Origin of the sequence: Geofilum rubicundum JCM 15548, assembly GCF_000974365.1 — a bacterium.
Taxonomy (GTDB): Bacteria; Bacteroidota; Bacteroidia; order Bacteroidales; family Marinilabiliaceae; genus Geofilum; species Geofilum rubicundum.
Window position 1 is genome coordinate 86305 of sequence record NZ_BAZW01000008.1, and the last position, 23826, is coordinate 110130.

The window sequence follows — 23826 nt, forward strand, 5'->3', positions numbered from 1 at the left end:
CTTTGCACAGTTTTTACCGGGGGTTACGTGAGAAAGTTGAAAGAATATGACATTGGTTATAAAGGCCTTAAGGATGGAAATCACACCTTTGATTATTCCATTGATGCTGATTTTTTCGCTCTTTTCGAAAATAGCCTTTATGAAAACGCGCAAGTGGAGGCCCATATTGACCTAAAAAAGGATCAGCAAATGATGATTCTTGATTTTGATTTTTCGGGAAGCGTGACCTCTGTTTGTGATAATTGTCTGGAATCTGTTGAAATACCTATTGATTATCAGACAAAGTTGTATGTGAAATTTGGTGAGGTATACGATGAACCTTCAGAGGAAATTATCGTACTTCCCCGGGAGGAGCATGAGTTGAATGTAGCACAAATGATGTATGATTTAGTGGTTACTTCAATGCCCATTCGTCATCTTCACCCTTTTGATGAGGATGGCAATAGAGTTTGTGACCCCGATATGGTTCAAAAGCTGTCGGAGTATTTGGTCGATTCCGCACCGGAATCGGATGAAGAAAATGACAGCGATCCAAGATGGGACGAGTTGAAAAAATTAATTGATAAACACAAGTAAAGAGGTTGAAAAATGGCACATCCTAAAAGAAAAATTTCGAAAACCAGAAGAGACAAAAGAAGAACACATTACAAAGCAGCAATGCCTGCTCTGGGTGTATGTTCAAACTGTGGCTCATCTGTGAAACTGCATACCGTTTGCGGTGAATGTGGTTACTACAGAGGAAAACTGGCTGTAGAGAAGCAGGTTACAGCATAGATTTTTAATGCTTGTAAAGAATTGGCAAGGGGCTGTCCTAAAAGACAGCCCTTTGCTTGTATAACCGTATTTCAAACCTCTTCCGAAGGATCCTCCAAATGGAACTCAACCATTGCGGATTCCCATTGTTTTTATTTTGAGATGTCTTGGCTGGATCCCTTCTTTTAAGTTAAAAAATCAGAATTTTTGAGTCGCGCATCATTAATAGGGAAATTTTTCTTTATATTTGCAATTGCAATCTCGGGATTGCAAAAATGTGTTAAAAACGAAACTTGCAGATAATACTAGCGTAATAATAGTTGAAAACACACCTTAAAATCTGAAGCAATGTTTAAATCCGGAAACTGGCAGAATGCGATTGATGTTCGCGACTTTGTGTTGAAAAATGTGCGTCCCTATGATGGAGAGGGCGATTTTCTTTGTGACGCCACGGAGCGCACCGATCATTTGTGGAAAATATGCCTTGACGCTATCTCCGAAGAGCGTGCCAACAATGGCGTTTTGGCCATTGATAACGAAACGGTATCCGGCGTGGCTTCCCACGCGGCCGGTTACATCGATAAGGATAAGGAAATCATTGTTGGCTTGCAAACCGATCAGCTGTTAAAAAGGGCGATGAAACCTTATGGTGGTATTGCTGTAGTAGAAAAGGCTTGTCAGGAGCACGGGCTTGAAGTGTCGGATCGGGTGAAGGATATTTTCAGAAACTATGCCAAGACGCACAATGACGGTGTGTTTGATGTATATACGCCCGAAATTCGCCTGTTTCGGTCGTTGGGCATACTAACGGGTTTGCCCGACAATTATGCACGTGGTCGCATCATCGGAGATTACCGACGGGTGGCCTTATATGGCGTCAACCGTTTGATTGAAAACAAAAAACTGGATATGCTGGGGTTGACCGGCCCCATGAACGATGAGCGCATTCGTCTGCGGGAAGAAGTGGCGGAGCAAATCAAGGCGCTCGGAGAATTGAATAAGTTGGGTGAGATTTACGGACTGGATCTGTCGCGCCCGGCACAAAATGCCACAGAGGCTGTTCAGTGGGTTTATATGGCCTACCTGTCGGCCGTTAAAGAGCAGGATGGTGCTGCCATGTCATTGGGGAATGTTTCTTCCTTTCTGGACATTTATATTGAGCAGGACATTCAAATGGGCGTCATCAGTGAGTCTTTTGCGCAGGAGCTGATCGATCAGTTTGTGATGAAGTTGCGCATGGTTCGTCACCTGCGCATGGATGCCTACAATGAAATTTTTGCCGGTGATCCTACCTGGGTAACAGAGGCCATTGGTGGCAGATTGGCCGACGGTCGTCATAAGGTGACCAAAACGTCTTTCCGTTTCTTACAAACCCTTTACAACTTAGGGCCCTCACCTGAACCCAACATGACCGTGTTGTGGTCGCCCCAACTGCCCGAAGGCTTTAAAAAGTTCTGCGCGCAGGTGTCCATTGATACTTCTTCCATTCAATATGAGAACGATGATTTGATGCAGTGCACCAGAAACAGTGATGATTATGGCATTGCCTGTTGTGTTTCGTTTCAGGAAATTGGAAAGCAGATACAGTTTTTCGGAGCGCGTACCAATCTGGCCAAGACTTTATTGTTGGCCATTAACGGGGGGCGTTGCGAATTATCGGGCAAGCAGGTAATTCCAAATATACCTGAATTGAAATCGGAGGTACTGGATTTCGATGAGGTGATGGGTAATTTCAAGCTGGCGATGAGGGAAGTGGCACGGGTTTACAACGACTCGATGAACATCATTCATTACATGCACGATAAGTACTATTACGAGAAAGTGCAGATGGCTTTGGTGGACACCAATCCTAAGGTCAACCTGGCCTATGGAGCTGCCGGACTGAGTATTGTCGCCGATTCTTTTTCAGCCATCCGACATGCCAAGGTAAAAGTGGTGCGTGATGAGGCAGGTATCTCTACCGATTTTGTGATCGATGGTGAGTTCCCTTGCTATGGCAATGATGACGATCGTGTGGATGTCTTTGCCACCGAGATCCCTGCTTACTTCAATGGTTTACTAAAAGAGCTGCCGACCTATAAAAATGCCGAACCAACGCTTTCGATACTGACCATTACCTCGAATGTGGTTTACGGTCATAAAACCGGTGCCACACCCGACGGGCGGGCCAAAGGCGTGGCTTTTGCTCCCGGCGGCAACCCCATGCACGGACGTGATAAAAGTGGAGCGGTGGCTTCTTTGAGTTCTGTTTCTAAAATCGATTATAAGGACTCTTTGGATGGTATTTCCAATACCTTTTCTATTGTTCCCAAAACTTTAGGGGTGGACAAAGAACAACGCAAAGAAAATTTGGTGTCTATTATGGATGGTTACTTTTCGAAAGATGCGCACCACTTGAATGTGAATGTGCTCAATCGTGAAATGTTGGAGGATGCCATGGAGCATCCGGAGAATTATCCGCAGCTGACCATCCGGGTATCCGGTTACGCCGTCAACTTTGTCCGTCTTACCCGTGCACAGCAGCAGGATGTCATTGCGCGTAGTTTCTTTGAAACCATTTAACCGGTGCTGAACGTCCATTCCATAGAATCACTCGGGACCTACGATGGTCCCGGCATTCGTTTGGTTATTTTCCTGCAGGGATGTAACTTCAAATGTTTGTATTGTGCCAATCCCGATACCATTGCTTACGAGGGAGGTAAATCCTATGCGGTGGAAGAGCTGGTGCAAATGGCGCAACGTCAGCGGCCCTTTTTTGGAAAAAGGGGCGGTGTAACGGTGTCGGGCGGGGAGCCCTTAATGCAGGCCAAGGAACTGATAGAACTCTTTCGCCGCCTAAAAGAGGAAGGCATCAACACCTGTATCGATACCAATGGCAGCATACTGACGAGTGCTTCCAAAACCTTGCTGGAACATACCGATTTGGTTTTGCTGGATATTAAGCACATCGATGGTAGCAAGCACAAAAAGCTGACGGGTGTGTCCAACGAGCGCACCCTGGCTTTTGCTGATTATTTGGCCGGAATCAACCAGAGCACATGGATTCGTTATGTGCTGGTGCCCGGTTATTCAGATGATCCGGCCGATTTACACGCTTTGGGGCGACGCTTGACGGGTATGAATAACATTGAGAAACTGGAAATACAACCTTATCACAAATTGGGCGTACATAAATACGAATCTTTGGGTTGGCCCTACGAACTTTCCGGGGTGTCTGCCAATACGCCGGAACAGCTGAATGTTGCCAAAAAGATCTTCGAAGGTTACGTGAAAGAGGTTGTGGTCAACTAAGAACGCCACGTGCCGGAAGAACAACGCGCTAATGATTAAAACAATTCGATAAAATGGCCTATTTTACACCCGGGGAGTTGGTCGCTAAAGCCACTGATGCCGCTTTATTGCGAAGCCATACTTCTGTTCGAAACACTTTGATATTGGCCTTTTTGGCCGGCGCTTACATTGCCTTGGGTGGTTTGTTGGCCGTGATGGTGGGCGGCGGTATGCCTGGTGTTGCCGCTGAAAATCCAGGATTGCAAAAATGGGTGATGGGTGCTGTCTTTCCCCTGGGATTGATTTTATGTGTAATAGGAGGTGCTGATTTGTTTACCGGTAATACGGCTTATTTTGTGCCGCCTTTACTCTCGCGCAGGATGCCCCTTTCCGCCCTTTTAAAAAACTGGTCCCTGGTTTATGCCGGAAATTTTGTTGGTTCTTTGTTTGTAGCCTATCTGCTTGCTTTTCAGACCGGTTTGCTGGCTGCTTCTCCCTGGCTGGAAAGCGTTACCGGTATTGCGGAAGCCAAGACTTCCGCTTCTTTTTTTACCGTCTTTGCCAAAGGCATAGGTGCCAACTGGTTGGTAGCCCTGGCCGTCTGGCTGGCCTTTGCCGCCCAGGATGTTTCAGGCAAAATTCTGGCCATTTGGTTTCCGGTCATGGCCTTTGTGGCTATGGGTTTTGAGCACAGTGTGGCCAATATGTTTTTTATCCCTGTCGCCATTTTTTATGGCGCTGACGTCACCTGGGGCTCTTTTTTGTTGGATAATCTTCTTCCTGCCACCCTGGGCAATATTGTGGGTGGATCACTGCTGACCGGACTTTTGTACGGACTGGTTTATGGTAAAGGGTAGTGCACCCCCTTCTTTTAGGCATGAATGAATCTTTATTAAATGGATGAAGCAAGGGGTGGTGGATAAAAGTGGTGGAGAATGTTTATTTTTGTCTCCTAAAGATCCTGGCAAATGTCAAAGCAATTACCTGTCGTCGTCCATGTCGAGTCTATTGGCGAAGTCCTGTTTCGCTCCGATCAGCGCTGTAAGCGACTTTCCATTCGTTTGAAACCACTGGAAGGGGTGCAGGTTTTGTTTCCTCCGGGGTATTCCATCCAGTCTGCCATTGAATTTGTCCATCAAAAAAAAGAATGGGTGATTCAAACGCGGCGAAAGATGGAAGAGCGTGAAAGCGGATTTACCATCTTTGATGAGCATACCCCATTTCGTTCCCGTTCCTTTTGTTTGAAAATTGAAAAATCCGAGCGTTCCGATGTCCGGTTGTTTTTATACAATGGCGTCTTAAAAGTGCTGTACCCGGCGCATCTTCCGGTTACCAACGGACCCATTCAGGAGGCCATTCGATACGGCATTGAAGAAGCGCTCCGACGGGAAGCCAAGCGGTTTCTGCCTTTTCGTCTACAGGTTTTGGCCAGGCAGTTTCAGTTTTGTTACCGGGCGGTTTTTATCAAAAATCTGAAGAGCAGATGGGGAAGTTGTTCCAATGTCAACAACATCAATTTGAATTTGCATTTGATGCGCTTGCCGGATCATTTGATTGATTATGTGTTGATTCACGAACTTTGTCATACCATTGAGAAGAACCATGGTGCTGCTTTCTGGAAGTTGGTAGATCGTTGCACAAGTGGCAAAGCCAGAGAGTTGGATGGAGAGATGAAGCAATACCGAACCAGGATATACTAAAGGTTTATAAACATAGAGTCCTTTTTCTATACATTTTCAAGGGATCAAAACATAAATAAAGGGACTGACTTTTTCAGCCAGTCCCTTTGCAATCGGATTTTGGGTTAGGGGGTGTTATCTTAAAACTGTATCATCAGATAGAGGTTGCCATACGAGGACGGAAAGGAGGTGTCCAGATTCCGTGACCGGTCGCCGGGCGCTATTTCAACATCTTCCACCACATACAGGGAGTTGACCATGGTTTCGTATTGGGCGTTGCGCTGGCTGCCCAGAGACTGGGCATAAATGAGGCCCAGTTCTGCACCAATACACACATTGGGCATGATGTAGTACTCGGCGCCCGTGAAGGCTCCCAACCCCAGACTTACCGTTGCCCCCGAATTGGTGTTAAGGGGGCGGCGTGCAGGAGAGCCAGCGTAGGCCGCTGTGGTTGGCGAAGGGTTCAGTTCGTTCATGTTATTACCATATTCAAAGGCTTCTGAATATTTGTTGTAATGGAAGAACAAATCTCCGCCAAAGAATCCGCGCAGACGGTTCCGGCCTCTGAATGCCTGGTAACCTGCCCGCAGTTCGTAAGTGTTACTTAGTTCGGTACGACGGTCTTCTACCTGATTCTGGCTCAAGGGATCAGTCACTTGTGCGGCATCATCCGCCACATAGAAGTTGTTCACCTCTTTATTGGAATTGATTCGGAGGGCCAGTCTGGCAGCTGACCGATCGGTCAGGAAATAACGAAAATACAGCGTGTTGTCACCCAGCTTTAAAGTGTTTCCCTGCGTGCCATTAAAGGCGTTGCCCAAATAGTTCAAAAAGGGCGCCGCATCAAAGCCAATGCCTATGTCTCCAGCTTTCGGAAAGTAATCACTGGCCACCCGTTTTGTTTCAACAGCCGGCTCTTCCTCAAAAGCGCCTGAATAATCTTCCTGAGCATTGGTCGCTACCGCCATGGTTCCCAGAAAAAGAATGGAATATATGAATCTCATTTGATTATTTTTAATTTTAGGTTCTTATTCGTAGAGTTCTCCTGCACCAAAATTCAAATCCCCCAATACGGGTGATGATTCATTGTAGCTGGCCACCTGTGATCTGTAGCGGTAAAGTTTACGGTTGTTGTTGTCTACTTCCCATTTCTTGTCATAGGTGAAGATGGCCGTTGTGGTTTGGCTTTTTGGTAGACTGACCTCAATGATGCCTACTGAGTTACTTGTAACGGTCTGCGACCAGTCGCCATTGTAAAAGGTGATTTCGGCACCTGCCACTTCTTTGAGGCCGTCTTCCACATTGGTGATGGCCCAGATGGTGAAACGTCTGGCCACAAATTCTGCCAGATTGTCAAAATCCTCGTCTGTATAGGTGATTTCATGGACGCGGTTTTCTCCTGGCTTTACATTACCGACCGTACTTCCACCAGGGACCTTGAAAATTTTTGAAAGTGTCTCTGAAGTGGAATGGTGGGCCTGCACTTGGGTCTGAATAAAATCTGCCGGCGTAATTTTGACGGTTACACCTTCACTGGTGACCGGAACCACTGATTCAATCATTCCGTTTTGCACATAAACGGTGTCTATCCAGCTTCCGGAAGCTTTCGAATTGAATGCACTGTTCTCTACCGATACAAAGACCTTTGTACCATTGGGCGCCAATTCGAGCCCGAGGCTCGTTTTGTCTAGTTCGGCATACAGGTAAGTAGTAATTGTGGCTTCCTGTGTCTGGTCCAAAGTCAAGCCGGAGGTTTCAATAGCATCGTCACAGCTCACTGTGAACATGGCCACTGCCATAAGCAGTACGCCCATCAGATTTGATCTCATCAATTTCATAATCGATAAATGGTTAGAGTTACTTAAAATAATAAAAATTTATTCTCAAACAATTAAATAAAAGAAAATAAGGTGTTTAGATTATAAATCATTTTGATTTTGGTTGTTTAGGTCTGTAAGTAATTTTTGCATTAAGTTAGTTGAAGTTTCTTTTTGTGTCTGGTATGTCGCTATGAATAAAATGGTTATTTCTATAATTACATATATAAAACTCTGAAAATCAAATATTAAAACCTAAGACCTTTTTTCTTTCACGGCAGCAAAGTAAGTAATACATTGAACATAAAACAAATCGCTATTGATAAATAAGTCTAATTATTGGATAAAAGGTTCTGAATGTTTGACGAATGGTTGTTTTTTGGTGACAAAAAGGATGTTTGGTTTTATGGATACACGTGGAAAGATCGCTTTTAAAGCCATATATTCAGGTGGGTTTTTATTATCAATCGGGTATATTGCTTATTTTTGAACCGTATTAATGGAACACAAGCCAATTAAAATGAGCGAAATGAATTGGGAAAGACTATTGTCTGGTTTTCGTACCGGTCAACCCGTCAGAAAAGGAGAGCATCACGATCGTAGCCAGTTTCAAAGGGACTACGACCGCTTAATATTTTCATCTCCCTTTAGGCGACTGCAGGATAAAACCCAGGTGTTTCCATTGCCGGGCAGTGTGTTTGTGCACAACCGACTGACGCACAGTCTGGAAGTGGCCAGCGTGGGTCGCTCACTGGGCAACAACATCAGTCAGTTTTTGTGTGAAACCATTCAAGTCAAAAATCCCCTGGCCGAAGAGCTGGGTGCCGTTACCGCAGCAGCGTGCCTGGCCCACGACATGGGTAATCCGCCCTTTGGTCACAGCGGAGAAAAGGCCATTTCGCTTTTTTTTAAGACCGGAGAAGGTCAAAAGTACGAGCCCCTGATCAATGATGCAGCGGTGTGGCGTGATCTGATCGACTTTGAGGGCAATGCCAACGCTTTGCGTTTACTGACGCACCAGTTTTCCGGTCGCCGTAAAGGCGGTTTTGGTATGACCTATACAACCGTGGCTTCCATTGTGAAGTATCCCTATGCATCCGGTACCGAAGGTCTCAAGAAATACGGCTTTTTTCAGTCCGAAAAGGCCACCTATCTTCAGATTGCCGAAGAGCTGGGGTTGAAGGAGCATCCACAACGGCCCGGTGTGTTTGCCAGGCATCCTCTGGTTTACCTCGTGGAAGCAGCCGATGATATTTGTTATCAGATTATGGACATTGAAGATGCCCATAAGTTGGGTATACTGTCCACCGATGAAACCAGGGGACTTTTACTGGCTTATTTTGATACGCGGGAAGAAGCTGATCTCATCAAGCGCATTGAAATGACTTGTCAGGAGGTGACCGATACCAATGAGCAAATCGCTTTTATCCGGGCGACCGTTATCGGCAAACTGGTGAAAATGTGTAGTGCCATTTTTATCGACCATCACGATCAGATTTTGGCAGGAAGTTTTTCAGGATCGTTGATTACACACCTTAGCGGCAGTGCAGCAGATGCCATGCGACAGTGCGAAAAAACCGGTTTTAATACCATTTATAAGCACCCTTCGGTGGTGGAGATTGAAATTGCGGGTTTTCGTATTTTGGGCTCGCTTTTAAAAGAATTTACGCATGCGGTGATGCACCCCGACGATCATTTTTCCGGTTTATTACTGCCTTTTATTCCGCAACAATACCGGGTGGATGTGCAGGCCCCCGTACATCAAAAAATACAGACAGTGCTTGATTTTGTTTCGGGCATGACCGATGTGTATGCCCTCGACCTGTTTCGAAAGATCAACGGCATTGCCGTCACCGATAAACGATTTAAATAATGCCGGCTGCTTCTGTGGATTATAACCATACGGTAGAAGGCAATCCGACACAATTGCGGCTGGACGATTATCTGCCAGGCGTATTTATCGGATTGGAGACGAAGTCAGCGGTCAAAAAGGCCATTAAAAAAGGACTGGTGGTTGTTAATTCGCAACCCGCCCGAACCGCGGTTATCCTAAAAAAAGGGGATCAGGTTACCTGGTCAAAGCCGCTGAAAGATGAACGTCGGGTTTTGCCGCTTCAGCTGGAAGTCGTTTACGAAGATGATTATTTGGCGGTCATTTATAAACCGGCTGGTATCATTGTGAGTGGAAACCGGTTCAGGTGCATTGAAAATGCCCTTCCCGGTAATTTGAGGGCCTCCACACAGCCGGATGTCTTGCCGGCTCCATTGGCCATTCACCGTCTGGACGGCTTGACGGCCGGATTGTTAATAACGGCCAAGACCTATAGGGCCCACCGGGCACTGGGTGAGCTCATGCAGACAAAAGCCATTCAAAAAGCATATACAGCACTGGTCATGGGTGAGCCGATGCCTCAGGGAGAATGGCGTACCCCCATAGATGGGAAGGCTGCTTTGACCAGGTATGAAGTGCTCGAATCCTGGCCGTCTTTGCGGAGTGGTTGCCTGTCTCTGGTGAAGCTTTTCCCGGCCACCGGACGCACCCATCAATTGCGCATACATCTGGCTGAGGCGGGTTTTCCTATTTTGGGAGATGCGTTGTATGGTAGGGCTGGACAGGTGCTTCAGCACAAGGGTTTGTTTTTATGTGCCACCGGGTTGACATTTGTGCATCCCATCCATGGAGAACAACTTGAACTTGAAATTGAAGCCCCGCGCAAATTCAGAACCTTTCCGGAGGCTGAAAAAAGACGTTTTTTAAAGTATCGGGATCAGGAAGGATTTATCTGCTAGAGAAAATCATTGCTGCAATAGTTAAAAAATATTATTTTCGGGGATTCTACATTTATACATACTGACTTATGGCAAAAGAGCAGAAATCAACCTCGAATGCGCACACAACCGGGAGTAAAGGTTTGTTGAAATGGATCGAACTTCTGGGGAATAAATTGCCCCATCCTTTCTGGATGTTTGTGTGGATCACCGTTTTTATTATTGGATTGAGTGCCATTGCTGCCTTTTTGGGGGTGAGTGCCGTGGATCCGGGAACGGGTGTCGAGGTTATGGCCAAAAATTTGATTTCGGGTGAGGGCTTGCGGCGCTTCCTCGAAGAAATGGTGACCAATTTTGCCCACTTTGCCCCCTTTGGCCTGGTGTTGGTGATGTTGATGGGGGTTTCTGTTGCCGAGAAAAGTGGTCTGTTGCCCATTGCCTTGCGTACCATGGCTTTTGCGGTTCCGCGCAAGGTGGTTTTGCCGGTTATTTTCATTATAGGGGCCTGTGGCAATATTGGCTCAGATGCAGGGGTGGTGATTGTCCCACCCATTGCCGCCCTGATTTTTATGCAAATGGGCTTGCATCCCATTGCCGGTCTCATTGCCGGTTATGCCGGTGCTACCGCGGGATTTACGGCCAATTTCTTTATTGCCGGTACAGATGTATTGTTGGCAGGAATTAGTACCGATGTCGCCTCCCGCCTGGATGGCTCCGTTGAAGTGAGTGCCACCGCCAACTGGTATTTTATGATTGCTTCTACCCTCATGCTGGGCATAGGAGGTGCCTTTGTGGCCTCTCGCTTCACCATTCCCGGATGTAAAAATCTGGCCATTGGAGAGGAAGGAGTTCAGGCCTTTAAGGATAAACCGCAGTTAAGTCCTCTTGAAAGAAAAGGTATGGTTTATGCTGGTTGGGCGGCCCTGGCCATTATCGCTGTTGTTATAGCATTGGTGGCGCCGGCTAACGGACCGCTCCGTAATCAGGAGACCGGCGGCGTGGTGCCTTCGCCTTTTCTGAGAGGTTTGGTACCCATTTTGTTTTTCTTTTTTGCCATACCCGGATATGTGTATGGAAAGGTCACCGGCTCCATTAAAAAGCCGGATGATCTGCTGAAGTTCATGGAATTGGGGATGAAGGATTTATCGGGCTACATTGTATTGATGCTGGTGGTGGCCCAGTTTATAAACTTGTTTAGCTGGAGTCGGCTCGATACCATCCTCGCCATCAATGGCGCTCAGTTTCTCGAGGCCTCCGGATTAACGGGACCGGTGATGTTTACCTTGTTTATGATGATTGTTGCTTTCCTGAATATTTTCATCGGCAGCGGATCCGCCAAGTGGGCCATTTTTGCCCCCATTTTTATCCCTATGCTGGCACAGTTGGGCTATAGCCCGGCTTTTATCCAGCTCATGTATAGGGTGGGCGACTCCATTACCAACTGTGTGAGTCCGCTCTACATTTATTTTCCCCTGCTCATAGGCTGGGTGCGAAAGTACGATAAGGATGTGGGAATTGGAACCATCCTCTCTCTTTTGGTACCCTACAGCGTGGTGCTTTTTGTGATGTGGGTGATTATGCTTTTTGTTTGGTACTGGCTGGGATTGCCGATTGGCGTAGGAGAGGGTATTTATCTATAGGCTAATCAATCAGGCGTTTGATTATTTGGATTAGTGTAAACTTTTGAATATTTTCACCGCTGAGGGTCTTGTAACCCTTGAGCAAGGGACGGGACTTGAATTGTAAACCTCAATAAATTTCTATGCCATACCGACGATTGCCAAATACGGATCAGGCACGACTTAGGGCACTCAAGGCTGCTATGAATAAAGGCTCTTTGCTGGGCCCGGTAGATTTGGCATTCTCACAAAAAAGTCTTTTGCAATTAAAGTCCTTTTACCCGCATTTTGAACAAGCGCTGGCTCAATATCAGCATAATCGCGATCGTCAGGCCAAAATTGGAAAACTCTTAATGGATCAATTTCGATCGGCCCGTCTCTATGTGTCTCATTTTTTACAGGTCATTAACCTGTGTGTTGCGCGTGGTGAGTTAAAGCCTGAGATCCGTGAGTTCTACGGCATCGATGCGGAAGAGCGTTCGGTTCCTGAGATTGGGACCGAACAACAATTGCTGCATTGGGGCAAAAATGTGATTGACGGGGAAGAGCAACGAATCGCTCAGGGGGCTACACGCATATATAACCCTTCTCTGGCCATGGTTCGGGTGAAGTATGAAAAATTTGTGGAACTGTATAACACGCATAAGGATTTATTGAACACTTCACATAAGCTGCTCGACAAGGTCGTTGAATTCAGAACGCAGGCCGATGGCCTCATTACGCACTTGTGGAATGAAATTGAAGCGGCCCATGATCAGCAGGAACCCTCTCTAAAGCGGGAGAAATGCAGTGATTATGGTGTTGTTTATGTGTATCGCCCAACAGAAAAAGATTAAGGTCCGGTGGGATGCTTGTCCGACCATCTCCAAAACAGAAAAAGGAAGCCCCCCGCCACAATGAGGCTTAATATGGCCACCGCCAGTGCCGGTGTGGCCATATTGGCATCAAACGGGTCCACCTCTGGTTGGGTATGCCGGTAGTAATGAAAGACAACCAGAGAAGATAGATTGTTGAAAAAATGGGCGGCAATGGGGTACCAGATGCTGCACCGTAGACCAGCAAATAGCCCAACACGCCACCTAATATGAAGCGGGGGGCAAAGGTCAGAAACTGCATGTGCATGGCGCTGAACAGAAAGGCTGTTATCCATATGGCGGCATGGTGATTTTTTACCATCTTCTGAATCAGTGGCTGTAATCCGCCACGAAAAAGCATTTCTTCTCCCAGAGCCGGTAAAATAGCAATCATAAACACATTGAAAAGAATGACCGACAGGTTTTGGGTATCCAAAAACCGGAATATGATCTCGTTGGCACTTTGCTCAGTTTGGTGCATCCAGCGATACAGCGCCTCCAAATAATCCGGAAGGGTTATTTGGGCGTTCACCATGCCAATGTAGCTAACGAAGGGCTGGATGGCCAGTATGGTCGCCATGGACAGAATAATCCACGTGGTTTTTGAGTCGTTAAAGCCGAGCCATTGGGCTGGTTTTTCAGAAAAAAACCAGGCGGCCAAAACGGAGGGTACTATAAAAATAGCGAAACTCTGCAACACCTGCAGGTATTTCATAAAAGCGATGGACCCGGTTCCCTGCAACAATCCGGCAACTTCTTCCAAGCCTGTAAATGGAAGCGCCGCCACCACACCTATGGCGGTAATGACAACAGCAGATACGATCACCATACAGAGAACAAAAATGAGCTGTATGAAGGGGGGTAATTGTGTTAGCGATCCTTTTCTCATTGATAACTAATATTTTGGATTGGTTTTTTGTTGGTGACGGTTCAGGTGATAAAAGTACTGTTTTATTAGCTATTCCAAAAATGACTCAGGTCAGCTAAATGGCCTGCCGGGTCTTTTGAGGCAGATCTGTTATGGCCCATATGTGGGTACCCACCTTCTCTGATTTTTTTTTGTTTTATGCATTCGACTTTTGGTCAGGTTTTATCAGTTATCCGTCAAAGAGCCGAAACCACGCCATGGATAAAGGCGTATCGGGTAGTGAGAACAAAGGTTTCCCGGCTGATGTCGCCCTCTGTACCAGAGTATCGCCAAAGGCTGGTTTCTCTGTGAAAGCGGAAAGGGAAACTGAATAATCCATCCATTTTTAAAAGTTTTGCATAGATGAAAAATCGATTATTGTTGGTCTTTTTGGTTTTTGCCGTTAATTCGGTTGTATTAATGGGACAGGATAGACTGGACCATCCTTCAAAAATGTATCAGGCAGAAAATGGAAAGCTGTTTGTCAACAAGCACCAGCCCATGTATTTATTTATAGGTAACGCGCCTGCTTCAACCGAAAACATGCACCGTCTGGAAAGCCACGAAACCCCGCAATATAGTAACCCTTTTTATTTTGACACCGAAGGTTTAAACACCATCCGTACCCCTTCTCAGGTGGACACGATTACCAAAAAAATGGTTTATCCGGTGGCCGACATCGTATTTGATGTGTATGCCGACGGTATGGCGCCGGTCACAAAGGTTTCATGGAGTAAGGCTGATCGGCATGTTGATAATGGTTCGGTGTTTTACCGCAAAGGTCTAAAAGTCAGCCTGGAGGCTGCAGACCAGATGTCGGGCGTGGAGCAGATCTATATCAGCAAAAATGGTGCACCCTTTTTGGCCTGTACCGACACCTTGCGCTTCGATGCGGAGGGCGATTATGAGCTAAAGGTTTATGCCGTTGATCATGTGGGTAACGCAGAGGATGTACAAAGCTACCAATTCACCATTGATGCTACACCACCGGTGGCCAATTGGAGTCTGGAAGGCAATGTGCATGGAAAGGCGGCCTCGGGGGATTCCAAAATTGTAATCGCTGCCAAAGATACGCGTTCAGGGTTGAAACAAATTCGCTATCAAATAAATGATCAGCCAGTACATGTTTACAAAGATGGCATTGATCTGAGTGTTTTGCCAACCGGAGAATATGCGTTAAAATATTGGGCGGAAGACCATGTGGGCAATGTGTTTGAAGGTAATGATGTGGGGGCCAGTGTTTTGGCCTTTGTGGTTGACAGAACGCCCCCTACAGCCTCATCTTTGGTTTTGGGCGATCAGTTTATGGGTGAAGTTTTGTATGTTTCTCCCCGCAGCCAGCTGCAGCTGAGCGCCAGAGATACGGTTTCAGGCATTCACAATATTATCTATGGTTACAGTCAACGCTTCATGGATGAGATTTATGAGCGGCCCTTTAGGCTGGAGGAAAAGCAAGGGCTACAGACTGTGTGGTTTCAGGCACTGGACATGGTTTCTAACCGTTCGGTGATCGAAAAAATAACGGTGTTCATGGATAACGAAGCGCCTATGTCAAGAATTGAATTCGATGGGCCCCGGTTTTTTACACGCGATACCCTTTTTATTTCCAGTGAAACGAGCATCCTTCTGAAATCTGAGGATCCCGATTCAGGCGTCGATCAAATGGCGTACCGAATCAATGAGGGTTCTTATCAGAATGGTAGCCGTTTTAAGTTGGCCAAGGGGGATGGCATGCCATTGCATTCAAAGCAACAGATAAGGTAGGCAATGAGGAAGCAGAGAAGCAAAGTGAATTGGTGGTGGATAATGAGGCCCCGGAAATTTATGTCAACTTTAGTATTAAGGCCTTGCGTGAGGAGGTGACAGAGGGTGAAAAAATCAGTGTATTCCCCCCCTATGTAAAAATGTACATTGGAGCCACCGATCGCTACTGCGGAACACAGGATATTTTCTATACCATTGATGGGGGAGAAAAGTTCAAATACGGTGGCGACAATTCGCCGTCTGACAATGAATTGTTTAAGGATGAGCGACTGTATGAAGTGCATGTGGAAGCCCTTGATAAATTAGGTAATTCAGGCACCAAAACCTTGAAATTCAGAGTGGCCAGAAAATAGGCGCTTGATCATATTTTCATGATAACACCAACACTGTTTTTTTGTGTTGGTGTTTTTTTGCTTTTTTGCGCAGAGTGTTCGTAACTTTACTTAATGTCCGTTAACGGACAGTTCTCGTCCCGAAATCAGACACTTTTTAATACATGACTTCTGTCATGGATTTGTTATTCCACAGTAATTCAATATATTATGTTTTTTGGCAAGATGATTGTTAATTTTCGCAACATATCTATAACAGTTAAATATATTGGGCAATGAGTAATAGTATCATTCGTGTGGAAGCGCTTCATAAGTCGTATGTGAACGGGAGTAACTCCCTTCACGTTCTTAAAGGTATTGATATGGACATCCAAAAAGGAGAAATGGTCAGCATTATGGGTTCGTCCGGTTCCGGAAAATCCACACTGCTTAATATATTGGGCATCTTGGATAATTACGATGCGGGCTCCTATCATTTGGATGACATTCATATCTCTAAAATGAATGAGACCAAGGCGGCCAAATACAGAAATCAATACATCGGCTTTGTTTTTCAGTCCTTCAACTTGATCTCCTTTAAAAATGCCATGGAAAATGTGGCTCTGCCCTTGTACTACCAAAAGGTGAGTCGGAAAAAGCGAAACAATCTGGCATTGGAATATCTTGAGCGCATGGGGCTTCGTGAGTGGGCCCACCATTTGCCATCGGAATTGTCGGGTGGACAAAAACAGCGCATTGCCATCGCCCGTGCACTGATATCCAAGCCGAAAATTATTTTGGCCGATGAGCCCACCGGGGCGCTGGATTCACAGACTTCCCTGGAGGTGATGGAGATTTTGAAGGAAGTCAACCAGACCGGTATCGCTATCATCATTGTGACCCACGAAAATGATATTGCCAATCAAACCCAGCGCATTATTCGTTTGCGGGATGGTGTTATCGAATCGAATCAGGTGAACCACGCTTTTCATTTAGAATCTGTAGAAGTCAATTAATCTTTTAAGAAAACGGCCTACCGTTCGAAAGCCTGGTTTTAATGGAATCGGTAAACGAAAGTGCCGCTTAATGGCTGTTTATGTTTTATTTAACCATCTACTCAAAATGTTCGATTATTTAGAAGAAATACTATCCACCCTTAAAAAAAATAAGTTAAGGGCTGTTATGACCGGGTTTAGTGTGGCGTGGGGTATTTTTATGCTGATTATTTTGTTGGGAAGCGGCAGGGGTTTGCAGAATGGCATGGAATTTAATTTTAAGGACATTGCCAAAAATGCCATCCAGATTTGGCCTGGACGTACCAGTGAGAATTTTGAAGGTTTGGGAAAGGGTCGACGCGTGCAGTTTACCAATGAGGATTATGACCTCATGAAACGGGAGTTGCGGGGAATTGATGATATCTCGGGTCGCCTCTACCTCTGGTCGGATGTGGCCATCACCTACGGCAATGAGTATGCCAATTATAGGGTGACCTGCGTGATGCCGGAGTTCATTAATATCCGATTGATGAATGTTCTCAAGGGGCGTTTTATCAATCAAATGGACATTCAGGAGAACCGCAAAGTCATTGTGCTTTCTCAGAGCATTGTAGATATGTTGTTCAAAGAGGTGGAGCCCATAGGCGAATATGTAAAAGTGGGGGGCATCTATTTTCAGGTGGTAGGGGTGCTTGAGAATCCAACCGACAAGAATGCCAAAGATGCCATTTTGCCGTTGTCTACCGGGCAGCGGGTTTTTAACGGGGCCAATCGTTTGAGTAATCTGGCCATGACCACGACGTCCACCACCGTTGAAGCCAATAAACAAATAGAGGAAGAAATCAGAGGTTTTTTGGCCAAGCGACACCGGTTTTCCACCTCTGACGATGAGGCCTTGTATGTTTGGAATACGCTGGAGGACTTTAAACGGGCCCAGGGCGTATTCGGCGGCATCCGGATGTTTGTCTGGATCATCGGCATCATGACCATCATTGCCGGCATAGTCGGCGTGAGTAACATCATGATTATTCTGGTCAAGGAAAGAACCAAGGAAATTGGTATTCGCAAGGCCATTGGGGCCTCTCCGCTCAGTGTGGTGATGTTGGTACTGTCGGAATCGCTTTTTATTACGGCGGTAGCGGGATTGGTGGGCATGTTATTAGGCATGGGAATTCTGCATATTGCCAGTACAGTGCTGACTTCCATGGCGGAGACCAATGATACCGTCCGCTATGTCTTTTTTAATCCCTCTGCCAGCTTTGGAGTGGCCATATCTGCCACCATACTCCTGGTGGTTGCGGGATTGCTGGCCGGGTTTATTCCGGCCCGCAAAGCGGCCGGTATTAAACCCATTGAGGCCTTGCACGATGAGTAAACAGATGGCTTTCTTTTTAACAAGTGGCTTTCAGGCTAACATTTAAAACAAAATACCGTGTTTGACAAAGACAGATGGCAGGAAATCTTCAATGCCATAAAACAGAATAAGTTACGCAGTGTGCTTACTGCATTCGGAGTGTTTTGGGGCATCTTTATGCTCGTGACCATGACCGGGGCCGGTAACGGCTTAATTAATGGCGTCACGGATGGATTCAAAGATTTTGCGGCCAACAGTGCCTTTGTCTGGGCCAATACCACTACCAAACCTTATAAGGGATTCCGGCAGGGACGTCAATGGAATTTTACCAATGATGACATGGCTTCTATCCGGCGTGAAATTCCGGAGGTGGACGTGCTGGCGCCCAAGCTTCAGGGTTGGAATATATCCAATGGCGAAAATGTCATTCGGGGATTGAAGACCGGCTCCTTCCGGGTTAATGGAGAAGTACCCGATTACAATTTGATTGATCCCAATGAAATGGTTTACGGCCGGTATATCAATGATATGGATATACACCACCGAAGAAAAGTCTGTGTGATTGGTGAACGGGTATACGAGGTCATGTTCGAAAAAGATGAAGATCCGGTGGGCGAATACCTTAAAGTGAGTGGCGTTTGGTTTCAGGTAATTGGGGTAGCCAGGTCTAAAAACCCCAATATCAACATCGGAGGTGATAAAAAGGAAATGATTTCCTTGCCTTTTACCACCATGCAACAATCTTTTAACTACGGCAATGATGTTCACTTTTTTGGCTTCACCTCACGAGCGGGCGAAAGTGTTTCGGAGACCGCCGAAAAGGTCACTCAATTATTGAAGAGCAAGCACTCCATAGATCCTGAGGATTTGGAGGCGACCGGTCATTTTAATGTCGAGGAGCAGGTGAAGACCATGAATTATATGTTTTTGGGCATTAATGTGTTGATCTGGATTGTGGGGATCGGAACCCTGGTGGCCGGTGCGGTGGGTATTAGCAACATCATGTTGGTGATAGTCCGTGAACGCACCAAGGAAATTGGCATTCAGCGCGCCATTGGTGCGCGTCCCTGGACCATTGTGAGTCAGATCCTGACCGAGTCCGTTTTTCTGACCACCATCGCAGGTTTTCTGGGACTGGCCCTTGGAACCCTGGTGCTGCATGCAGCTGATATGGCCATTATGGCTGCTGAGGCAGCCAAAACTTCCGAAGAGGGCACCTTTTTCAAGAACCCTGAAATAGGTTTGCCCATGGCACTGATTGCCCTGGCGGTATTGGTGCTGACCGGACTGATTGCCGGATTAATACCTGCCCAAAAGGCCATACGTATTAAGCCCATTGAAGCATTGAGACACGAGTAGTTTAAGTGGATAAATTTTAAATATTTTAAATATGAAACGATTTTTGAAAATTGGACTTTTGCTTGTTTTTGTGGCATTGGTAGCATGGGTGTTTGTGTATCTCTACAAACAATCGAAAGCAGCCCCCACGGTTTATGAAACCGAGACGCCGTTTAAGACGAATATCATTAAAAAGACCGTGGCTACAGGATCCGTGGTTCCACGAAAGGAAATCGCGATTAAGCCTCAGGAGTCGGGCATTATTACCGCTCTTTTTGTAGAACCCGGAGAGTTGGTTAAGAAGGGGGATATGATTGCCCGTATTCAGATTATTCCGGAAATGGTTCAGGTGAATGAAGCGGAGAGCAGGGTAAACAAGGCCCGTATGGCCTTTGAAAATGCCGAAGCTGATTTTAACCGAATGAAGGACTTGTTTGAGCAAAATGTGATCGCCATCTCTGAGTTTCAATCAGAGGAGCTGCGCTTCAAAACCAGCAGAGAAGATTTGCAAGCTGCTGAGAATCATTTGCAGTTGATTCAGGAAGGGGTTACCAAGAAGATGGGGGCTAAAACCAATACAGTGATCCGTTCGACCATTGACGGAATGGTTTTGGATGTGCCGGTGGAAGAGGGCAATTCCGTGATAAAAAGTAATGCCTTTAACGATGGTACAACCGTAGCCATGGTGGCCGATATGTCGGAAATGGTGTTCGAGGGCAAGGTGGATGAGACCGAAGTCGGCAAGATAAAAGAAGGCATGCATTTGCTGATGACCATTGGCGCCGTTGAAAATGAAATGTTCGATGCTTATCTGGAATATATCTCTCCCAAAGGCGTGGAAGAAGGCGGCGCCATTCAGTTTGAGATAAAAGCGGCCGTTAAACTGAAAGAGCAACAGTTTATCAGGGCCGGCTACAGTGCCAATGCCGACATTGTTTTGGATCGTCGCGACAGCGTGCTGGCCGTTAATGAAAAGGTGCTTCAGTTTAGCGGTGACTCCGTTTTTGTGGAGGTGGAGACCGAAGATCAGGTCTTTGAAAAGCGTTTGGTGGAGACCGGCTTATCGGATGGTCTGAATATCGAACTGCTGAATGGCCTTAAAGAAGAAGAGAAAGTAAAGGTGCCAACGATCTAATCCGGGCCTCCATCCGGACGCAATAATGGACCAGTAATTATTTAAAAGAAACTTTTATGGCGCTTTCATTTAAAGCGTTACAGAAATCTACAGTTGTATGCAAACCTTAAGAAGTATATTGGTTGGATGGGCTTTGGCAACCACCATGGCAGTCAGTGCCCAGGAAGCACCGGTGACCGGGCAAGCCTGGGGATTGGAACAATGCATCGAACACGCCCGAAACAATAACCTGTCCATTAAACGGCAACAGTTGAATGCGGATTATGCCCGCAACCAGCACCAGCAAAAAAAGCTGGAGTTATTACCTGATTTGAATGCCAGTGGAAGTTACCGCTCGAGGAGTGGCCGGGTAAGGGATGAGAATGCCTTTCGGGTGATTGATGTCACTACCCAGGACGGAAATGTAGGTATTTCTTCAAATACACCATTATTTGAAGGCTTTACGCGTCGGAATAGTATTAAAAAAGGCGAGTTGGACTGGCAGGCCGCCGTTAAGGATGTGGAAAAAGCAGAGAATGATATGGCTTTGAATATTACTTCCCTGTATATGCAGATTTTGTTCGACAAGGAGCTGTTGGAAGCTGCCCGTCGACAATATACAACCGTACAGTTACAGGTCGATCGCACCCAAAAGCTGGTGGAGGCCGGAAGTTTGCCGGAAGGCCATTTGCTGGAAGTCCGTTCCCTGGCAGCCCGGGATGCACTCAATGTGACCCGGTTGGAAAACAATCTGACCCTGTCATTGCTCGATCTGGCACAGGCTTTGGATCTGGAATCGGCCGAAGGTTTTGATATTGTAACACCGGAGATGCCTGAGTTGTCAGGTGCCGAATTGGTTGAGTCATCCGGCGTTTATGATTATGCCGTTAATAACCTGCCACAAATAGCCGCCTCTGAATGGCGGCTCAGGAGCAGTGAGCAGGAAGTAGCCATTGCCAAAGGTTATTTAATGCCCCGATTGTCTTTCAATATAGGCTGGGGTACCTATGTTAGTAAGTACGATGGTCAGGAAAATTTTGATTTCCGCCAAAGCTTTGAGGACAATGCTTCCCGGTATTATGGTTTAAGTCTGTCGGTTCCCCTGTTCAACGCCCTCTCTGCCCGCACCGGCGTTAAAAACGCGCGTATCAGTGTTTTGAATTCTGAGTATGCGCTGGAACAGCAGAAGCAGGTGTTGCGTAAGGAAATACAACAGGCCCACGCGGATGCCCAGGCAGCTTTCAGGCAGTATGAGGCCGGACAGTCAGCGGTGGATTCCTACCAGGAATCCTTCAGATATACCGAAAAGCGCTACAATGTAGGTATGGTTAACTCGGTCGATTACAATGTGGCCAAAACCGAGTACATGAAGGCCGAATCTGACTTTATCCAGGCCAAATATACCTATTTGCTGCGACTGAAAATTCTGGATTTTTACCAGGCAAAGCCATTGTGCTATAAGAGTTAAAAAAAGAATCTGAAGACAACAAAACCCCGGAAATTCCGGGGTTTTGTTGTTATATTGGATGGAGGTTGGTATTCATCTCTTGACTTTTATGCCTAAATTTGTGGGAAAATTTGGAGGGGTAGGGTAAAACGGCCCCTTTTAAAAGATGAACAGATGGCCCTTATACTTTGCATAGAGACTTCCACAACCGTGTGTTCCGTCGCATTGGTTCAAAACCATAAGGTATTGAACGCGCTTCGCGAGGATACACCGAACTCGCATTCAACCTTACTGACCTTGCTCATTGAGAAACTGTTGGCACAGGCAGATTGTCGGGCCGAAGATTTGGACGCCGTTGCTGTCAGCAGTGGTCCGGGTTCCTATACCGGTCTGCGAATTGGTGTTTCTGTTGCAAAAGGCATCTGCTTCGCCACAGGTAAGCCCTTGATCGCCATGACTTCTTTGGAAATTATGGCGGCCCATTTTTTGCAGAAGGCACCGGAAGTAGCCAGGGAGGATCTTCTTTGTCCCATGATCGATGCCCGTCGCATGGAAGTCTATTCGGCCTTATATCGTCCAGACCTGTCGGTGGCCCGTGAGGTGATGGCAGAGATCATCGATGAAAACAGCTTCAGGACTGAGTTAGAGCAGCAGAGAATTTTCTTTTTTGGGGATGGATCGGATAAGTGCCGCACAGTGATGTCCCACTCGCAGGCACAGTTTGTGGGGGAGATTGTGCCATTGGCTGCCGCCATGGCTTCTTTGGCCATGCGTCGCTATGAGGCCAGAAATTTTGAAGATGTGGCGTATTTCGAGCCTTTTTATTTAAAAAGCTTTATGGCAACCACACCCAAAAATAAATATTTTTAAGCGGTTAAGGTATTGGTAATGAGCATTAAACGCAACGCTGGCCTTTTCTCTGTCGGGTGGTGAAACAAGAAGGGCTCATAATTTGTATAAGGGTTATTGGATTGTTACTTGAAATTTGTTTTACTTACAACCAAAACCATTTGGTACAAAATGATGCGTTATGATGAATAGATTAACCATTAATTATATTCTCTTATCTTTTCTGCTTTTGTCGGGAACGCTGACGGCCGAAAAATTACCTGCCCAAAAGTTTCAACACAAGTCTTTTGGTCCCGGAGAGGAATTGCATTATGTGATGAATTATGGCTTCATAAGAGGGGGAGAAGGTTTGTTAACCGTCAAAGATTCGGTTCTTAACGGGCGTGCTGTTTACCACATGGTCGGCAAGGCCAAAACGGCCGGACTGGCAGATAAAATTTTTAAGGTGCGGGATGTTTATGAGAGTTTTTACGATCCGCAGACGCGCTTGCCCGTTAAGTCCATCCGAAACATCAGTGAGGGGCGCTATCGCTGGTACAACGAATCGTTATTTGAACAGGGGGAAGATTCCACGCGGGTGCTCAGCCAACGCTCAGGTGAAAAATGGGTCGTGCCCAATATTTATGATATTGTTTCCGCCTTTTATATCGCCCGTGAAAAGCATTTCAATGATAATTTAAGAGAGGGGCAAATCATTACCTTACAGACCTACTTTGCGGATGAAGAATTTCCCCTGCGGATTCGTTACCGGGGATTGGAGACCATTAATACGCATTTCGGCAAATTGGAATGTTACAAATTTTCACCCGTCACGGAGGTGGGCCGCTCTTTTAAAACAGAGGATGATATGCATATCTGGATCACCCGTGATGATAATCGGGTGCCGGTACGTATTCGGTTCAACCTGAAAGTGGGATCCTTTGTCTGTGATCTGGAACAGTTCCGGGGCCTGAAAAATCCCTTTTCCAGCTTTGTGCCTTAAGCAA

The 23826-nt window shown here is 46.2% G+C and carries 23 protein-coding genes; 19 read left to right on the forward strand and 4 right to left on the reverse strand.

Annotation, left to right across the window (positions count from 1 at the left end; translation table 11 throughout):
• Nucleotides 1–27 precede the first annotated feature (27 nt).
• The 6 genes from JCM15548_RS06465 (at nucleotide 28) to JCM15548_RS06485 (ending at nucleotide 5723) form a co-directional block, all read left to right on the forward strand.
• Nucleotides 28–576, forward strand: a complete 549-nt coding sequence (locus JCM15548_RS06465; protein WP_157482469.1) for a YceD family protein — start codon at nucleotides 28–30, stop codon at nucleotides 574–576.
• A gap of 12 nt (nucleotides 577–588) precedes the next feature.
• Nucleotides 589–774, forward strand: a complete 186-nt coding sequence (gene rpmF, locus JCM15548_RS21005) for a 50S ribosomal protein L32 (RefSeq protein ID WP_083985006.1) — start codon at nucleotides 589–591, stop codon at nucleotides 772–774.
• 327 nt (nucleotides 775–1101) lie between these two features.
• Nucleotides 1102–3315 (forward strand): formate C-acetyltransferase, encoded by a 2214-nt coding sequence (gene pflB, locus JCM15548_RS06470; protein WP_062123619.1) that lies wholly within the window; start codon nucleotides 1102–1104, stop codon nucleotides 3313–3315.
• Between the two features lie 3 nt (nucleotides 3316–3318).
• Nucleotides 3319–4044, forward strand: a complete 726-nt coding sequence (pflA, locus tag JCM15548_RS06475) for a pyruvate formate-lyase-activating protein (protein WP_062123621.1) — start codon at nucleotides 3319–3321, stop codon at nucleotides 4042–4044.
• Nucleotides 4045–4097: 53 nt separating this feature from the next.
• Nucleotides 4098–4880, forward strand: coding sequence for a formate/nitrite transporter family protein (locus JCM15548_RS06480; RefSeq protein WP_062123622.1), 783 nt, complete (start codon nucleotides 4098–4100; stop codon nucleotides 4878–4880).
• A 111-nt stretch (nucleotides 4881–4991) separates the two neighbouring features.
• Nucleotides 4992–5723, forward strand: a complete 732-nt coding sequence (locus JCM15548_RS06485) for a M48 family metallopeptidase (RefSeq protein WP_062123623.1) — start codon at nucleotides 4992–4994, stop codon at nucleotides 5721–5723.
• 119 nt (nucleotides 5724–5842) lie between these two features.
• Here JCM15548_RS06485 and JCM15548_RS06490 read toward each other — a convergent pair whose 3' ends face one another.
• Nucleotides 5843–6706 carry a hypothetical protein gene (locus JCM15548_RS06490; protein WP_062123624.1) on the reverse strand — a complete coding sequence of 288 codons (864 nt, stop codon included), beginning with the start codon at nucleotides 6704–6706 and terminating at the stop codon, nucleotides 5843–5845.
• A gap of 24 nt (nucleotides 6707–6730) precedes the next feature.
• Nucleotides 6731–7531 (reverse strand): hypothetical protein, encoded by an 801-nt coding sequence (locus JCM15548_RS06495; RefSeq protein ID WP_157482471.1) that lies wholly within the window; start codon nucleotides 7529–7531, stop codon nucleotides 6731–6733.
• Nucleotides 7532–8048: 517 nt separating this feature from the next.
• On the opposite strand from JCM15548_RS06495, the gene dgt reads away from it, so the two are divergent.
• The 4 genes from dgt (at nucleotide 8049) to JCM15548_RS06515 (ending at nucleotide 12743) form a co-directional block, all read left to right on the forward strand.
• Nucleotides 8049–9392: a dGTP triphosphohydrolase gene (gene dgt / locus JCM15548_RS06500; RefSeq protein ID WP_062123628.1), complete on the forward strand. Its 1344-nt coding sequence runs from the start codon at nucleotides 8049–8051 to the stop codon at nucleotides 9390–9392.
• On the forward strand, nucleotides 9392–10309 hold the full coding sequence (locus JCM15548_RS06505) for a pseudouridine synthase (RefSeq protein ID WP_062123630.1): 918 nt from the start codon (nucleotides 9392–9394) through the stop codon (nucleotides 10307–10309). Before dgt ends, JCM15548_RS06505 begins: the two co-directional genes overlap by 1 nt.
• A 68-nt stretch (nucleotides 10310–10377) precedes the next feature.
• On the forward strand, nucleotides 10378–11928 hold the full coding sequence (locus JCM15548_RS06510; RefSeq protein WP_062123632.1) for an AbgT family transporter: 1551 nt from the start codon (nucleotides 10378–10380) through the stop codon (nucleotides 11926–11928).
• Nucleotides 11929–12050: 122 nt separating this feature from the next.
• Nucleotides 12051–12743, forward strand: a complete 693-nt coding sequence (locus JCM15548_RS06515) for a hypothetical protein (protein ID WP_062123634.1) — start codon at nucleotides 12051–12053, stop codon at nucleotides 12741–12743.
• A gap of 67 nt (nucleotides 12744–12810) precedes the next feature.
• Here JCM15548_RS06515 and JCM15548_RS06520 read toward each other — a convergent pair whose 3' ends face one another.
• Nucleotides 12811–13650 (reverse strand): CPBP family intramembrane glutamic endopeptidase, encoded by an 840-nt coding sequence (locus JCM15548_RS06520; protein ID WP_062123636.1) that lies wholly within the window; start codon nucleotides 13648–13650, stop codon nucleotides 12811–12813.
• Nucleotides 13651–13865: 215 nt separating this feature from the next.
• Complete coding sequence (locus tag JCM15548_RS21550) at nucleotides 13866–14012, reverse strand: hypothetical protein (RefSeq protein ID WP_157482473.1); 147 nt, start codon at nucleotides 14010–14012, stop codon at nucleotides 13866–13868.
• Nucleotides 14013–14031: 19 nt separating this feature from the next.
• On the opposite strand from JCM15548_RS21550, the gene JCM15548_RS06530 reads away from it, so the two are divergent.
• From JCM15548_RS06530 to JCM15548_RS06570, 9 genes are all read left to right on the forward strand, one after another.
• Nucleotides 14032–15432 (forward strand): OmpL47-type beta-barrel domain-containing protein, encoded by a 1401-nt coding sequence (locus JCM15548_RS06530; protein WP_062123640.1) that lies wholly within the window; start codon nucleotides 14032–14034, stop codon nucleotides 15430–15432.
• A gap of 35 nt (nucleotides 15433–15467) precedes the next feature.
• A complete protein-coding gene (locus JCM15548_RS06535; protein WP_157482475.1) occupies nucleotides 15468–15785 on the forward strand; it encodes a hypothetical protein in 318 nt (105 codons plus the stop codon).
• A 254-nt stretch (nucleotides 15786–16039) separates the two neighbouring features.
• Nucleotides 16040–16759, forward strand: a complete 720-nt coding sequence (locus JCM15548_RS06540) for an ABC transporter ATP-binding protein (protein ID WP_157482477.1) — start codon at nucleotides 16040–16042, stop codon at nucleotides 16757–16759.
• A 106-nt stretch (nucleotides 16760–16865) separates the two neighbouring features.
• The gene (locus JCM15548_RS06545; protein WP_062123733.1) at nucleotides 16866–18113 is read left to right on the forward strand and encodes an ABC transporter permease; all 1248 of its coding nucleotides are present in this window, start codon (nucleotides 16866–16868) and stop codon (nucleotides 18111–18113) included.
• Between the two features lie 57 nt (nucleotides 18114–18170).
• Nucleotides 18171–19451, forward strand: coding sequence for an ABC transporter permease (locus JCM15548_RS06550; protein WP_062123644.1), 1281 nt, complete (start codon nucleotides 18171–18173; stop codon nucleotides 19449–19451).
• A 31-nt stretch (nucleotides 19452–19482) separates the two neighbouring features.
• Nucleotides 19483–20565, forward strand: coding sequence for an efflux RND transporter periplasmic adaptor subunit (locus tag JCM15548_RS06555; RefSeq protein ID WP_062123646.1), 1083 nt, complete (start codon nucleotides 19483–19485; stop codon nucleotides 20563–20565).
• Nucleotides 20566–20662: 97 nt separating this feature from the next.
• On the forward strand, nucleotides 20663–22012 hold the full coding sequence (locus JCM15548_RS06560; protein ID WP_062123648.1) for a TolC family protein: 1350 nt from the start codon (nucleotides 20663–20665) through the stop codon (nucleotides 22010–22012).
• A 153-nt stretch (nucleotides 22013–22165) separates the two neighbouring features.
• On the forward strand, nucleotides 22166–22861 hold the full coding sequence (tsaB, locus tag JCM15548_RS06565; protein ID WP_062123650.1) for a tRNA (adenosine(37)-N6)-threonylcarbamoyltransferase complex dimerization subunit type 1 TsaB: 696 nt from the start codon (nucleotides 22166–22168) through the stop codon (nucleotides 22859–22861).
• A 160-nt stretch (nucleotides 22862–23021) separates the two neighbouring features.
• The gene (locus JCM15548_RS06570) at nucleotides 23022–23822 is read left to right on the forward strand and encodes a DUF3108 domain-containing protein (RefSeq protein ID WP_062123652.1); all 801 of its coding nucleotides are present in this window, start codon (nucleotides 23022–23024) and stop codon (nucleotides 23820–23822) included.
• Nucleotides 23823–23826 lie beyond the last annotated feature (4 nt).